General features: G+C 49.9%; 12 protein-coding genes and 1 tRNA gene. All 13 read right to left on the bottom strand.

Annotated features, from left to right (window positions below; translation table 11 throughout):
• Positions 1–122: 122 nt before the first annotated feature.
• On the bottom strand, positions 123–2,216 hold the full coding sequence (gene fusA / locus CHB59_RS11575) for an elongation factor G (RefSeq protein ID WP_089376395.1): 2,094 nt from the start codon (positions 2,214–2,216) through the stop codon (positions 123–125).
• Positions 2,217–2,244: 28 nt separating this feature from the next.
• On the bottom strand, positions 2,245–2,715 hold the full coding sequence (rpsG, locus tag CHB59_RS11570) for a 30S ribosomal protein S7 (RefSeq protein WP_089376394.1): 471 nt from the start codon (positions 2,713–2,715) through the stop codon (positions 2,245–2,247).
• A 36-nt stretch (positions 2,716–2,751) separates the two neighbouring features.
• Positions 2,752–3,129 (bottom strand): 30S ribosomal protein S12, encoded by a 378-nt coding sequence (gene rpsL, locus CHB59_RS11565; protein ID WP_015829259.1) that lies wholly within the window; start codon positions 3,127–3,129, stop codon positions 2,752–2,754.
• Positions 3,130–3,223: 94 nt separating this feature from the next.
• The gene (gene rpoC, locus CHB59_RS11560; protein WP_089376393.1) at positions 3,224–7,453 is read right to left on the bottom strand and encodes a DNA-directed RNA polymerase subunit beta'; all 4,230 of its coding nucleotides are present in this window, start codon (positions 7,451–7,453) and stop codon (positions 3,224–3,226) included.
• Positions 7,454–7,465: 12 nt separating this feature from the next.
• A complete protein-coding gene (rpoB, locus tag CHB59_RS11555) occupies positions 7,466–11,638 on the bottom strand; it encodes a DNA-directed RNA polymerase subunit beta (RefSeq protein ID WP_089376392.1) in 4,173 nt (1,390 codons plus the stop codon).
• 124 nt (positions 11,639–11,762) lie between these two features.
• Positions 11,763–12,146 (bottom strand): 50S ribosomal protein L7/L12, encoded by a 384-nt coding sequence (gene rplL, locus CHB59_RS11550; RefSeq protein ID WP_089376391.1) that lies wholly within the window; start codon positions 12,144–12,146, stop codon positions 11,763–11,765.
• 32 nt (positions 12,147–12,178) lie between these two features.
• Complete coding sequence (rplJ, locus tag CHB59_RS11545; RefSeq protein ID WP_089376390.1) at positions 12,179–12,703, bottom strand: 50S ribosomal protein L10; 525 nt, start codon at positions 12,701–12,703, stop codon at positions 12,179–12,181.
• A 232-nt stretch (positions 12,704–12,935) separates the two neighbouring features.
• Positions 12,936–13,628 carry a 50S ribosomal protein L1 gene (gene rplA / locus CHB59_RS11540; protein WP_089376389.1) on the bottom strand — a complete coding sequence of 231 codons (693 nt, stop codon included), beginning with the start codon at positions 13,626–13,628 and terminating at the stop codon, positions 12,936–12,938.
• Positions 13,629–14,060: a 50S ribosomal protein L11 gene (gene rplK, locus CHB59_RS11535; RefSeq protein ID WP_089376388.1), complete on the bottom strand. Its 432-nt coding sequence runs from the start codon at positions 14,058–14,060 to the stop codon at positions 13,629–13,631.
• Between the two features lie 144 nt (positions 14,061–14,204).
• Entirely contained in the window at positions 14,205–14,744 is a 540-nt protein-coding gene (gene nusG / locus CHB59_RS11530) for a transcription termination/antitermination protein NusG (protein WP_089376387.1), read from the bottom strand.
• Positions 14,744–15,091 (bottom strand): preprotein translocase subunit SecE, encoded by a 348-nt coding sequence (gene secE / locus CHB59_RS11525; RefSeq protein WP_089376386.1) that lies wholly within the window; start codon positions 15,089–15,091, stop codon positions 14,744–14,746. The genes nusG and secE overlap by 1 nt, the downstream gene beginning before the upstream one ends.
• Before the next feature lie 18 nt (positions 15,092–15,109).
• A tRNA-Trp gene (locus CHB59_RS11520) sits at positions 15,110–15,185 on the bottom strand.
• A 59-nt stretch (positions 15,186–15,244) separates the two neighbouring features.
• On the bottom strand, positions 15,245–15,338 hold a 94-nt coding region (locus tag CHB59_RS11515; RefSeq protein ID WP_483869420.1), incomplete at its 5' end, for an EF-Tu C-terminal domain-related protein.

Here is a 15,338-nt window from a genome sequence, read left to right as displayed (position 1 = left end):
GTGGTCTTGCCATGGTCAACGTGACCAATCGTTCCCACGTTTACGTGCGGTTTCGTCCGCTCAAATTTACCTTTTGCCATTTCTGTTTCCTTTAATTATCTATTTCGCTCAGATATATACAATTACTTCTTATTAATAATGGCTTCTGCCACATTTCTTGGAGCTTCAGCATAATGCTTGAACTCCATACTGTAGGTCGCACGCCCTTGCGTCAAAGAACGCACAGTTGTGGCATAACCAAACATTTCAGACAGGGGAACTTCAGCACGAATCGCCTTGCCACCGCCAACCAGGTCATCCATACCCTGGATCACACCACGACGGGAAGACAAGTCGCCCATTACATCACCCATATAATCTTCTGGCGTTTCAACTTCAACTGCCATGATAGGCTCCAGCAGGATTGGATCTGCCTTACGCATACCATCCTTGAATGCCATGGAAGCAGCCATCTTAAAGGCGTTTTCGTTGGAGTCAACATCATGGTAGGAACCATCAAACAAGGTAACCTTGACATCCACTACCGGGAAACCGGCCAACACGCCACTCGGGATAGTTTCACGCAGACCCTTATCTACCGCAGGAATGAATTCGCGCGGCACGGTACCGCCCTTGATCTGGTCAACAAACTCATAACCCTTACCGGTTTCGTTTGGCTCCATCTTGATCCATACGTGACCGTACTGACCCTTACCACCAGACTGCTTGACAAATTTACCTTCGACTTCAACCGCCTTCTTGATCGCTTCACGGTAAGCAACCTGCGGAGCACCCACATTCGCTTCGACGTTAAATTCGCGCTTCATGCGGTCAACCAGAATTTCCAAGTGCAACTCACCCATACCGGAAATGATAGTCTGATTGGTTTCTTCATCAGTACGCACACGGAAAGAAGGATCTTCCTGAGCAAGACGACCCAATGCTAGACCCATTTTCTCCTGGTCGCTCTTAGTCTTGGGCTCAACTGCCACGTGAATCACGGGATCAGGGAACACCATGCGCTCGAGAATGATAGGATGATCCAGAGAACACAAAGTTTCACCAGTGGTAACGTCCTTCAAACCGATACAGGCTGCAATGTCGCCAGCGCGAATTTCTTCAATTTCGTTACGCTCGTTCGCACTCATCTGCACGATACGACCAATACGCTCTTTACGACCACTGTTAGAGTTATAAACAGTTTCACCCTTGGTCAACACGCCGGAGTAAACACGAACAAATGTCAGCTGACCTACAAACGGATCACTCATCAGCTTGAACGCCAACGCAGAGAAGTGCTCCTTATCATCCGCCTTACGGGTCAATGGCTCACCAGTCTCGCTTTCACCAGCAACATCAGGAATGTCAACAGGGGAAGGCAGGAAGTCCAGAACAGCATCCAGCATACGTTGCACACCCTTGTTCTTGAACGCGGTGCCGCACAGCATAGGCTGAATTTCAGTGGCGATAGTACGCTGACGCAAACCAGCAATAATATCCGCCTCGGACAATTCACCATTTTCCAGGTACTTATTCATCAATTCTTCAGAAGCTTCGGCCGCAGACTCAACCATTTTCTCGCGCCATTCATTGGCCACATCAACGAGGTCTGCAGGAATATCTTTGTAATCAAACTTCATACCTTGGGATGCGTCATCCCAGATGATAGCCTTCATCTTGATAAGGTCTACAACACCAGCAAAGCTATCTTCAGCCCCAATTGGAATCACCACAGGCACAGGATTGGCCTTGAGGCGCAATTTCATTTGATCAACGACTTTGAAGAAGTTCGCACCAGTACGGTCCATTTTGTTCACAAATGCCAAGCGAGGCACTTTGTGTTTATTGGCCTGACGCCAAACAGTTTCAGACTGAGGCTGCACACCACCTACTGCACAGTACACCATGCAAGCACCATCCAGCACACGCATGGAACGCTCAACTTCAATCGTGAAGTCAACGTGTCCAGGGGTATCAATGATATTGATACGGTGCTCTTGACGAGCCAGATCCATACCCTTCCAGAAACAGGTCACCGCAGAAGAGGTAATCGTGATACCACGCTCCTGCTCTTGCTCCATCCAGTCCGTAGTCGCAGCACCATCATGCACTTCACCAATCTTGTGAGTGACGCCAGTGTAAAAAAGAATACGCTCAGAGGTCGTAGTTTTACCAGCATCAATGTGCGCACTGATACCAATGTTGCGATAACGTTCGATAGGGGTTTTGCGAGCCACAGTAATTACCTAACTTATTTTTTTCAGATTAGAAACGGAAATGCGAAAATGCCTTATTGGCTTCTGCCATACGGTGAACTTCTTCACGCTTCTTCATAGCAGCACCACGACCTTCTGAAGCTTCAGCCAACTCAGCAGCCAGGCGCAGACCCATGGACTTTTCACCACGCTTACGCGCAGCATCACGCAACCAGCGCATAGCCAGGGCGTTACGACGAGCCGGACGCACTTCAACCGGAACTTGGTAATTAGCACCACCAACACGGCGACTCTTCACTTCAACAACAGGGCGAAGATTACCAATTGCCAGAGTAAATACTTCCAGCGCATCCTTGCCAGTCTTTTGTGTAATTTGATCAAATGCGCCGTACAGAATACGCTCTGCAACCGATTTCTTACCACCGGTCATCAGCACATTAACGAACTTTGAAACTTCCTGACTACCGAACTTGGGATCAGGCAGGATGTTACGCTTGGGAACTTCTCTACGTCTTGGCATGGCTTTCTCGATTCCTTAACTATTGGCTGTTTGCTATTAAGCAGCCTTAGGGCGCTTAGCACCGTACTTGGAGCGGGACTGCTTACGGTCTTTAACACCAGCAGTATCCAGGCTGCCACGCACCATGTGGTAACGCACACCTGGCAAGTCCTTTACACGACCGCCGCGCAACAGCACAACAGAGTGCTCCTGCAGGTTGTGGCCTTCACCGCCGATATAGCTAATCACTTCATAGCCATTGGTCAGGCGCACTTTGGCAACCTTACGCAAAGCGGAGTTTGGCTTCTTTGGGGTTGTGGTGTAAACACGAGTACATACACCACGCTTTTGTGGGCAGCTCTCAAGCGCTGGCACCTTGCTCTTGGTAACTACTTTTTGGCGCGGCTTGCGCACTAATTGATTGATGGTTGGCATAACCTTTAGCCTTTATATTTAACCGCTAAAAATTACGGGACGGCAAAAGGCCATCCCGAAAAACTTAGCATTCTATTTAGCGTTCAATGTGTTGTCAAGCAACCTCGGAATTTCCGGAGACCTCTTCGACTTCTACATCACCAGCTTCTTCAATACTAGCGGGAGCAGAATCCACCCCGGCAGCATTACGTTTGCGCGTTTCATGGTAAGCAAGACCAGTACCTGCAGGAATCAAGCGCCCTACAATCACGTTCTCCTTCAGACCACGCAACTCATCACGTTTGCCCAGAATTGCAGCTTCAGTCAGCACGCGAGTTGTTTCCTGGAAGGAAGCAGCTGAGATGAAGGAGTCAGTTGACAAGGACGCCTTGGTAATACCCAGCAATACATACTCAAAGCTGGCTGGGCGCTTATCTTCTGCCAATACACGCTCATTCTCGGTCAGTACATCAGCACGCTCGACCTGTTCACCCAGGATGAAGTTCGTATCCCCAGCATCAGTGATACGCACGCGACGCAGCATTTGACGCACAATGACCTCAATATGCTTGTCATTGATCTTCACGCCTTGCAGACGATAAACATCCTGCACTTCATCAATGATGTAACGCGCCAATGCCTCGCGACCTTGCAGGCGCAGGATATCCTGCGGATCTGCCGGACCGTCGACAATACTTTCACCCTTGGTAACCACTTGACCGTCATGCGCTGTTACGTGCTTGTCCTTGGGGATCAGGAATTCATTGGAAACACCGTCAAGATCAGTAATCACCAGACGTTGTTTACCCTTGGTATCCTTACCGAAAGAAATCGTCCCAGTCACTTCAGCCAGCAAACCGGCATCCTTGGGCGAACGAGCTTCGAACAGTTCAGCCACACGCGGCAGACCACCGGTAATGTCGCGGGTCTTGGAAGACTCTTGCGGAATACGTGCCAGAACTTCGCCGACACCAACTTCCTGACCATCTTTCACCGTGATGATACAACCCAGCTGGAATGTAACACTCACTGGAGCCTCACCACCGGCAACCTTGACTTCAACACCATTAGCATCAAGCAATTTGACTTGAGGACGCAAACCCTTGGATTGACCAGCACGCTGCTTAGGATCAATTACCACCAGAGAAGACAAGCCGGTCACTTCATCTACTTGTTTCGCAACGGTCACACCTTCTTCGACGTTCTCGAACTTCACATGACCTGCATATTCGGTAATGATCGGACGAGTATGCGGATCCCAAGTTGCCAACGCCTGGCCAGCCTTGACTTGCTTGCCATCGGTAATTTGCAGGGTAGCGCCATAAGGGATCTTGTGACGCTCACGCTCACGGCCATTCTCATCTTGAATGATCGCTTCACCATTCCGTGAAATCACCACCTGCTCGTTACGAGCGTTGGTGACATAACGCATGGTAGAAGTAAAGCTCACGATACCGTTGGACTTGCTTTCTGCTTGGCTAACGGATGCTGCACGCGATACCGCACCACCGATGTGGAAAGTACGCATGGTCAACTGTGTGCCAGGTTCACCGATGGACTGCGCAGCGATCACGCCCACTGCCTCACCCATGTTAATGAGCTTGCCACGACCAAGATCTCGACCATAGCACTTGGCACAAATACCATATCGGGTATCACAAGTCAGCGCAGTACGTACCTTGACTTCATCAATACCCAGAGCATCAATACGCTCAACTTCATCTTCAGTCAGCAATGTGCCTGCAGGATAAACCACTTCCTGGTTTTCAGGATTGATAACATCCAGCGCAGCAACACGGCCAAGGATACGATCATGCAATGGCTCGACAACTTCACCACCCTTGACCAATGCCTTGGTATACAAGCCTTCTGTCGTACCGCAGTCGCGCTCAGTCACTACCAAGTCCTGAGTTACATCCACCAGACGGCGGGTCAGGTAACCTGAGTTCGCAGTCTTCAACGCAGTATCGGCAAGACCTTTACGCGCACCGTGCGTTGAAATGAAGTATTGCAACACATTCAGACCATCGCGGAAATTCGCGGTAATCGGCGTTTCAATAATGGAGCCATCAGGCTTCGCCATCAGGCCTCGCATACCAGCCAATTGACGCACCTGAGCCGCGGAACCACGCGCACCGGAGTCGGCCATCATGTAAATTGCGTTGAATGACTCCTGCTTGACGTCCTTGCCAGCTGCATCCTTGGCAACTTTGCCATCTGCATCCAGCACCGTTTCTTCGCGCAGCTGCCTCATCATCGCATCAGCAACCTTGTCACCAGCACGACCCCAGATATCCACAACCTTGTTGTAGCGTTCACCCTGGGTCACCAGGCCAGAGACATACTGGTCTTCAATCTCCTTGACTTCCGCTTCGGCAGAAGCAATCAACTGCTCCTTCTCCAACGGCACCAACATATCGTTGATACTGATGGAAATACCGGCACGGGTAGCATAGGTATAACCTGTATACATCAGCTTATCGGCAAAAATGACCGTTTCGCGGATACCCACGCGACGGAAACTTGCGTTAATCAGCTTGGAAATTTCTTTTTTCTTCAGCGCCTTGTCAATCACACTGAAAGGCAGGCCTGCTGGCAGGATTTCAGACAGCAATGCACGACCAACCGTTGTTTCGTAACGTGTGATCTTTTCCCGCTTCTGGCCATCAAGCTCAACATCGTATTCACGCAAACGAACCGTGACCCGCGCATGCAGATCAACCAGACGATTGTCATATGCACGCTGTACTTCGGCCACATTGGCAAAACGCATTCCCTCGCCACGCGCAGCTTTCTTCTCACGCGTCATGTAATACAGGCCAAGCACAATATCCTGGGAAGGCACAATGATAGGCTCGCCATTGGCTGGAGACAGCACATTATTGGATGCCAGCATCAGCGTGCGTGCTTCCATCTGGGCTTCCAGGCTCAATGGTACGTGGACCGCCATCTGGTCACCGTCAAAGTCGGCATTGAACGCAGCACACACCAATGGGTGCAACTGGATCGCCTTGCCTTCGACCAATGTTGGTTCGAAAGCCTGAATACCCAGGCGATGCAGTGTAGGCGCACGGTTCAGCAACACTGGATGCTCACGAATCACGTCTTCAAGAATATCCCAGACTTCTGGTCCTTCCTCTTCAACCTTCTTCTTGGCAGCCTTGATGGTGGTAGCCAGGCCAAGTACTTCCAACTTATGGAAAATGAATGGCTTGAACAGCTCCAATGCCATCTTCTTTGGCAAACCACACTGATGCAGCTTGAGTTGTGGACCAACCACAATCACGGAACGACCAGAGTAATCGACACGTTTACCCAGCAGGTTCTGACGAAAACGACCGCCCTTACCCTTGATCATGTCAGCCAGAGACTTCAACGGACGCTTGTTGGCGCCAGTCATCACCTTGCCGCGACGACCATTATCCAACAACGAATCAACTGCTTCCTGCAGCATACGTTTTTCGTTGCGAACGATGATTTCAGGTGCCTTCAGCTCCAACAGACGCTTCAGACGATTGTTACGGTTAATGACGCGACGGTACAAATCGTTCAGGTCGGAAGTCGCGAAGCGACCACCATCCAGCGGTACCAGTGGACGCAATTCAGGTGGCAATACAGGCAATACTTCCAGAATCATCCATTCTGGCTTGATACCGGACTTCTGGAATGCCTCAAGCACCTTCAAGCGCTTCGCCAGTTTTTTGATCTTGGCTTCAGAACCAGTTTCGCCCAGTTCACGGCGCAGTCTTTCGATTTCCGTATGCACGTCCATGGTGCGAAGCAGCTCACGCACCGCTTCAGCGCCCATCACAGCACTGAATTCGTCACCATATTCTTCAACTTTGGCCAGATAGTCATCTTCCGTCAGTAATTGACCACGATTCAGCGGTGTCATACCAGGATCGATAACGATGTATGCCTCAAAGTAGAGTACGCGTTCGATATCACGCAATGCAATATCCAGCACCATACCCAGACGGCTAGGCAAAGATTTCAGGAACCAGATATGCGCAACCGGGGATGCCAGTTCAATATGCGCCATGCGTTCACGACGCACCTTAGATAAGGTAACTTCAACGCCACATTTTTCGCAAATCACGCCGCGATGCTTGAGGCGCTTGTACTTGCCGCACAAGCACTCATAGTCCTTGATTGGGCCAAAAATCTTGGCGCAGAACAAGCCATCGCGCTCGGGCTTGAAAGTACGATAGTTAATGGTTTCAGGCTTCTTGACCTCACCATAGGACCAAGAGCGAATCTTCTCAGGAGAAGCCAATGCGATCTTGATCGCATCAAATTCTTCTTCCTGAGTGACCTGCTTGAATAAATCTAATAGAGCTTTCACGCGCGTTTCTCCTTAGTTGCGGTCAAGATCAATATCGATAGCCAGTGAGCGAATTTCCTTCACCAATACATTGAAGGACTCTGGCATGCCAGCGTCGATCTTATGCTCACCCTTGACAATATTTTCGTATACCTTGGTACGGCCGGACACGTCATCTGACTTAACTGTCAACATTTCCTGCAAGGTATAGGAAGCGCCATAAGCTTCCAGTGCCCAGACTTCCATTTCACCGAAACGCTGGCCACCAAACTGGGCTTTACCACCCAATGGTTGCTGAGTCACCAGTGAGTATGGACCGGTAGAACGTGCGTGCATCTTGTCATCAACCAAGTGGTGCAGTTTCAATACATGCATGTAGCCTACAGTCACAGGACGTTCAAACGCATCACCAGTACGGCCATCGAACAATTTCACCTGCGTCTTGCCTGCGGCAAATTGCAGTTGCTGAGTCCGTGGATCATCATCAGGGAACGCCAGATCCAGCATAGCCTTGATATCAGTTTCCGCAGCACCGTCAAACACAGGGGTCGCAAAAGGCACGCCACGTTGCAGGTTTTTCGCCAGATCAAACACTTCTTCATCCGTCAGAGACTTGATATCTTCGCTCTTACCGCTGCTTTCGTTATAGATCTGCTCAAGGAATTTACGTAGTTCAGTTGCCTTGGATTGTGCCTGCAGCATATTCCCAATACGAATACCCAAGCCCTTCGCTGCCCAGCCCAAGTGCACTTCCAGAATCTGACCAATATTCATACGTGATGGCACGCCCAGCGGGTTCAGTACAATATCCATCGGTGTACCATCCGCCATGTGAGGCATGTCTTCAATCGGCACAATCTTGGAAACCACACCCTTGTTACCGTGACGACCCGCCATCTTGTCACCAGGCTGAATACGGCGCTTCACGGCCAGGTAAACCTTGACCATCTTCTGCACACCTGGTGGCAATTCATCACCCTGTGTCAGCTTACGCTTCTTCTCTTCGAACTTGCTGTCAAATTCGATACGTGCCTGAGAAAGACTGTCACGCAACTGCTCCAGCTGACGTGCAACGTCTTCTTCACTCAATCGAATGTCAAACCAGTCATAACGTGCCAGGCTGTCAAGATATTCAGAAGTAATTGCCTCGCCCTTCTTGAGCTTTTGTGGTCCACCGGTGGCAATCTTGCCTTCAATCAGGCGACGGATACGACCAAAGGTATCCTCTTCCACAATACGCATCTGGTCAGCCAGATCCTGCTTGTAATCACCAAGCTGATCATCAATGATCTGCTGTGCACGCGCATCACGCTCAATACCTTCACGTGTAAACACTTGCACATCAATCACAGTGCCGGACATGCCTGAAGGAACACGCAGTGAAGTATCCTTCACATCCGATGCCTTCTCGCCGAAAATGGCGCGCAGCAGCTTTTCTTCCGGTGTCAGCTGGGTTTCACCCTTTGGAGTGACTTTACCAACCAGCACATCACCAGCCTCGACTTCAGCGCCGATGTAGATAATCCCTGACTCATCCAGACGTCCCAGCATGCGCTCGGACAGGTTGGAAATATCATGGGTAATTTCTTCCGCACCCAGCTTGGTATCACGTGCAACAACAGACAACTCTTCAATATGAATGGAAGTGTAGCGATCATCTGCCACCACACGCTCCGAAATCAGAATCGAGTCTTCGAAGTTGTAGCCGTTCCATGGCATAAAGGCAACCAGCATGTTCTGACCCAGTGCCAATTCACCCATATCAGTGGAAGCACCGTCGGCAATCACATCACCGCGCGCCAGCACATCACCAATACTGACCAGCGGTCGCTGGTTGATGTTGGTATTCTGGTTGGAGCGGGTGTACTTGATCAGATTGTAAATATCCACACCGACTTCACCGGCAGCAGCTTCCTCATCATGCACGCGCACCACGATACGGCTGGAGTCAACATAATCTACAACCCCACCACGACGGGCAGTTACCACAGTACCGGAGTCAACAGCTACAGTACGCTCAATGCCGGTACCAACCACGGCTTTTTCAGCACGAAGACATGGCACGGCCTGACGCTGCATGTTGGCACCCATCAAGGCACGGTTCGCATCGTCATGCTCCAGGAACGGAATCAATGAAGCCGCCACAGATACAATCTGGCCTGGTGCAACATCCATGTATTGAACACGGTCTGGCTGCGCCATGGTGAATTCATTGTGATAACGCGCAGATACCAAGTCCTCTTTGAACTTGCCGGCCTTGTCCAGTTCAGAGTTCGCCTGGGCGATCATGTACTGGCTTTCCTCAATCGCGGACAAGTAATCAATCTGTCCTGATACCTTATTGTCAGCCACACGTCGATATGGCGTTTCCAGGAATCCATACTGATTGGTACGGGAATACAGCGCCAAAGAATTGATCAGACCAATATTCGGACCTTCAGGCGTTTCAATCGGACAGACGCGGCCATAATGCGTGGAATGCACATCACGCACTTCAAAACCCGCGCGCTCGCGAGTCAAGCCACCAGGGCCCAAAGCGGAGACACGACGCTTGTGCGTAATCTCGGACAACGGGTTAGTTTGATCCATGAACTGTGACAGCTGGGAAGAGCCGAAAAATTCACGAATCGCACTGGAAACCGGCTTCGCATTGATCAGGTCATGCGGCATCAGGTTATCCGATTCCGCCTGAGACAAACGCTCTTTAACCGCACGCTCAACACGTACCAGACCAGCACGGAACTGATTTTCTGCCAACTCACCTACAGAGCGGATACGACGGTTACCCAAATGGTCGATATCATCAATTTCGCCGCGACCATTACGCAACTCAATCAATACGGCAATCACAGCCAGAATGTCGTCATTGGACAGAGTGCCGGTGCCTTCCGCACCTTGCGGGCCAACTTGTTCGTAAAAACGACGCAACCAGGCTGCAGTGCGTTCTTCAATTTTTTCAGGGAACGCACGACGATTAAACTTCATGCGACCAACAGCTGACAAATCATAGCGGTCAGCATTGAAGAACAAGCCATCAAACAGAGCCTGCACAGCATCTTCTGTTGGCGGTTCACCTGGACGCATCATGCGATAAATGGCAACGCGCGCGCTATACTCATCCGGAATTTCATCAATACGCAATGTTTGTGAAATATAGTCACCATGATCAAGATCATTCGCATACAGCGTATTGATCTTGCTGACTTCTGCATCACGTAACTTTTCCAGCAATGATTCCGTCACTTCATCATTGGCATTGGCTACAACTTCACCAGTGGACTTATCCACGACAATCGTGGAAAGAGCACGGCCCAACAAGAACTCTTCGGGCACAGTGATCTTGGTAATACCAGCCTTTTCCATATCACGGATATGTTTGACGGTAATACGCTTGTCCTTGGCGACGATAATCTCGCCATCCTTGTCCAGAATATCAAACTTAGCAACTTCACCACGCAGACGCTCAGGCACCAACTCAAACTGCACACCCTTCTTGGCGATATGGAAAGTATCCACATCATAGAAAGCACCCAGAATTTGCTCTGGTGTAAAACCAAGCGCTTTCAGGAGAATGGTGACAGGCATTTTACGACGACGGTCAACGCGGAAATACAGGTAATCCTTCGGGTCGAACTCGAAATCAAGCCAGGAACCACGGTAAGGAATGATACGTGCCGAGAACAGCAGTTTGCCAGAGCTATGTGTTTTGCCACGGTCATGCTCAAAGAACACACCTGGGCTACGATGCAATTGTGACACGATGACGCGTTCGGTCCCGTTAATCACAAATGATCCATTCTCAGTCATGAGCGGCAGTTCGCCCATATAGACTTCCTGCTCCTTCACCTCTTTGACAGTAGGCTTTGAAGCCTCTTTGTCCATAATGGTCAAGCGTACTTTCACACGCAAAGGTGCAGCATACGTCAAGCCACGTTGTTGACATTCTTTGACGTCAAATGGCTCCTGACCGAGGTTGTAACTAACAAAATCCAATCGCGCATTGCCTGAATGGCTGACGATAGGAAAAACCGAACTGAATGCAGCCTGCAGACCTGCATCGGTGCGCTTGTCAGCGCGAGTGTCAGCTTGCAAAAATGCAGCGTAAGATTCCAATTGCATGGCAAGCAGGTATGGAACCTCCTGCACACTTTCACGTTTGGCAAAACTTTTACGCAGACGTTTCTTTTCGGTAAAGGAATAGCTCATAGCATCTCCTGAGGATAGAGGGCAGAAGACAGCAATCCCAGATGGGACTGCTGTCTTCTAACTTCTTAAAATGGTGAAGGCTGGCAGTTTCCTGCCAGCCCATACACCATGATTTACAGCGATATTACTTGATTTCAACCTTAGCGCCAGCTTCTTCCAGCTTCTTAGCTGCGGCTTCAGCATCAGCCTTGGAAACGCCTTCCTTGATTGCCTTAGGAGCGCCGTCAACCAGATCCTTAGCTTCCTTCAGACCCAGGGCAGTCAGTTCGCGAACTGCCTTGATGACGTTTACCTTATTGTCACCAGCAGATGCCAGAACAACGTCGAACTCAGTCTTTTCAGCGGCAGCTGCACCAGCATCGCCACCTGCTGCAGGAGCTGCAACAGCAACAGCTGCAGCTGCAGCGGATACGCCAAACTTCTCTTCCAGATCCTTGATCAGTTCGGACAACTCAAGTACGGTCAAAGACGCGATAGCGTCAAGAATTTCTGCTTTAGATAATGCCATTTGTTAATACTCCTGATAAATATGATATTAGATTAGGCTGCTTGCTTTTGATCACGCACAGCTGCAAGACCACGTGCAAATTTTGTAGGTACTTCGTTAAGCGTACGTACAAACTGTGCAACCGGAGCCTGCATTGTGCCGAGCAACTTGGCCAACAACTCTTCACGGCTTGGCAATGTCGCCAGAGCTTGTACGCCCTTGGCATCCAGGACTTTGCCTGGCAATGCACCCGCCTTGATGACAAACTTGTCGTTTGACTTGGCAAAACTATTCAATACTTTTGCCGCAGCAACCGGATCGGCAGAAATGCCGAACACCAGTGGACCTACCATGTTGTTTGCCAACTCAGAAAACTGTGTGCCGTCAACGGCACGGCGTACCAGCGTGTTCTTAAGAACGCGCAGATAAACACCTGATTTTCTGGCTTCAGCACGCAACTTGGTCATGTCGCCCACTTCAATGCCGCGATACTCAGCAAGAACGATTGCCTGAGCCTGAGCGACTTGCTCGCTAACCTCAGCAACTACTGCCTTTTTCTGCTCAAGATTAAGACTCAAGGTCTTCTCCTTCCGTTAATTAAGCATTTGTGGCTTTCCACAAACACCTTCCCACGGCGACCTTTCATCAGGAATAAAATCCTGTTCCGGGTAACGCCATCTGCGTAGGATGCAGCTAGAATTTTGCTGCAATTAAACCATTACTGATTCCTACGGTCTTTGATAACCCCACAGTAAAAACTGCAGGCCCAAAGTTCATTGTGGCGTCATGCTGGGCACAACGCCAGATTCATTACGCCAGATTGGCCTGATCCACTCGCACACCAGCACCCATCGTGCTGGAAACTGAGATCTTCTTCATGTAAACACCCTTGGATGAAGCAGGCTTTGCTTTATTCAGCGCATCAACCAATGCAGCCAAGTTCTCCTTCAACGCATCCACGCCAAAAGAAGCACGTCCAATAGTGCAATGCACAATACCGCCCTTGTCAGTACGATACTGTACTTGACCAGCCTTGGCATTCTTCACGGCAGTTGCCACATCAGGTGTCACAGTGCCAACCTTTGGGTTAGGCATCAAGCCACGAGGACCGAGCACTTGACCCAGGGTACCCACGATACGCATTGCGTCCGGTGTTGCAATCGCAACGTCAAAGTCGAGCATACCGCCCTTGACCTGTTCAGCCAGATCTTCAAAACCGACAACATCAGCACCAGCCGCCTTGGCAGCCTCAGCAGCAGCACCTTGTGCGAATACTGCAATGCGCTTGGTTTTACCAGTTCCATGGGGCAACACCAGTGCACCACGCACCAGCTGATCGGATTTACGTGCATCAATACCAAGATTGATCACTGCATCCACAGATTCATCAAACTTGGCAGTCGCTGTTTCCTTAACCAGTGTCAACGCATCAGCAACAGGATATACCTTGTTACGATCAACCTTGGCACGCAAAGCATCAATACGCTTAGAAACCTTAGCCATTTACACACCCTCCACTTCAATACCCATACTACGTGCACTACCAGCAATAGTACGCACAGCAGCATCCAGATCAGCCGCTGTCAGATCAGGCTCTTTAGTCTTAGCGATCTCTTCAGCCTGCGCACGAGTAATCTTGCCCACCTTATCGGTATGAGGACGAGGAGATCCTTTATCGATCTTCGCGGCCTTCTTGATCAAGATAGTAGCAGGAGGAGTCTTCATCACAAAAGTGAAGCTCTTGTCTGCAAATGCAGTAATCACAACCGGAATCGGCAAGCCTGGCTCAAGGCTTTGTGTAGCAGCATTGAACGCCTTGCAGAATTCCATGATATTCAGACCACGCTGACCCAGAGCCGGGCCAACAGGGGGACTTGGATTGGCTTTACCTGCAGGGATCTGCAGCTTGATATAGCCGACAACTTTCTTTGCCATCTTGAACTCCTAATTTGGGTAGTAACGCTTGCTTTTCAAGCTCCCCAGTTTAGATATGTGATGCTATGCATCACGCTCGACACTCCAAAATACTGAAGTGCAAAAAGCCACGCCCAGCCAATAAGCAAGGCGCAGCCTGAATACTTAAACTTCTTTCTCTACTTGGCCGAAGTCCAGCTCCACAGGAGTAGCACGACCAAAGATCACAACCGAAACTCGCAACTTGCTCTTTTCGTAATTAAGGTCTTCAACAGTACCGGAAAAGTCTTTGAACGGACCATCAATTACGCGCACAGACTCACCCTTATCAAAGGTAAGCTTCTGTGTTGGATTGCTCTTACTATCATCCATGCGCTGCAGAATTATTTCAACTTCTTTATCCTTGATTGGAGTAGGCTTCTGAGCCGTTCCTCCAATAAAAGCGGTAACGCGCGGCGTACTTTTCACCAAATGCCAGCTTTCATCACCCATCTGCATCTGCACAAGCACATACCCAGGATAAAGCTTACGTTCAGTAATACTTTTTACGCCATTCTTCATTTCAACAACTTCTTCAACCGGAACCAGAATGTCACCAAACATATCTCCGATATCAGAACGTGCAATGCGCTCCTCCAAACCTTTCTTGACCGACTTCTCGAATCCAGAAAAAGCCTGCACAGCATACCACCGCATATTACTCATCAAGCGCCCCTCCCCATCACTTGCTTCACAACCCACATGAAGCCAATATCAACGACCCAGAGGAAAATAGCCATTACAATCACCAGCCCGAATACCGCAGCCGTAGTCTGGATAGTCTCCTTCCTACTAGGCCAAACCACCTTACGGGTTTCAATGACAGCTTCTCTTGCGAAAGCAAAAGCCCCCTGCCCAGTGACAGTTGTTTTCAGCACAAGCAGTGCCGCGACTATCCCCGCCAAAAAGGCCAGGATACGCACCACCAGCGCCTGATCAGCCAGCAAATAAAAGCCGGCAACCCCAGCAGCTACCAGCAGCAGGGAAATTACCAGCTTAATTTTTTCGGTCATATTTTGCACTTAAATAAATGGCAGGCCAGGAGGGCCTCGAACCCCCAACCCTCGGTTTTGGAGACCGATACTCTGCCAATTGAGCTACTGGCCTGTAAAGCTTCGAAGTACATAACGGCCGCACCTGTCATTCAAGCACGACCGCATGAGATATTACTCAATAACTTTAGCGACGACACCGGCACCAACGGTACGGCCACCTTCACGAATCGCGAAGCGCAGACCTTCTTCCATCGCGATTGGTGCA

Origin of the sequence: Methylobacillus rhizosphaerae (genome assembly GCF_900187985.1) — a bacterium.
Taxonomy (GTDB): domain Bacteria; phylum Pseudomonadota; class Gammaproteobacteria; order Burkholderiales; family Methylophilaceae; genus Methylobacillus; species Methylobacillus rhizosphaerae.
The sequence above is the reverse complement of the archived record's forward strand: the minus strand, read 5'-3'. Positions and strand labels throughout refer to the sequence as shown.

Excerpts from the sequence above, each read along its gene's own strand:
- rpsG (WP_089376394.1), bottom strand. The coding sequence starts at position 2,715 with ATGCCAAGACGTAGAGAAGTTCCCAAGCGTAACATCCTGCCTGATCCC.
- rpsL (WP_015829259.1), bottom strand. The coding sequence starts at position 3,129 with ATGCCAACCATCAATCAATTAGTGCGCAAGCCGCGCCAAAAAGTAGTT.
- rpoB (WP_089376392.1), bottom strand. The coding sequence starts at position 11,638 with ATGAGCTATTCCTTTACCGAAAAGAAACGTCTGCGTAAAAGTTTTGCC.
- rplL (WP_089376391.1), bottom strand. The coding sequence starts at position 12,146 with ATGGCATTATCTAAAGCAGAAATTCTTGACGCTATCGCGTCTTTGACC.
- rplA (WP_089376389.1), bottom strand. The coding sequence starts at position 13,628 with ATGGCTAAGGTTTCTAAGCGTATTGATGCTTTGCGTGCCAAGGTTGAT.
- rplK (WP_089376388.1), bottom strand. The coding sequence starts at position 14,060 with ATGGCAAAGAAAGTTGTCGGCTATATCAAGCTGCAGATCCCTGCAGGT.
- nusG (WP_089376387.1), bottom strand. The coding sequence starts at position 14,744 with ATGAGTAATATGCGGTGGTATGCTGTGCAGGCTTTTTCTGGATTCGAG.
- secE (WP_089376386.1), bottom strand. The coding sequence starts at position 15,091 with ATGACCGAAAAAATTAAGCTGGTAATTTCCCTGCTGCTGGTAGCTGCT.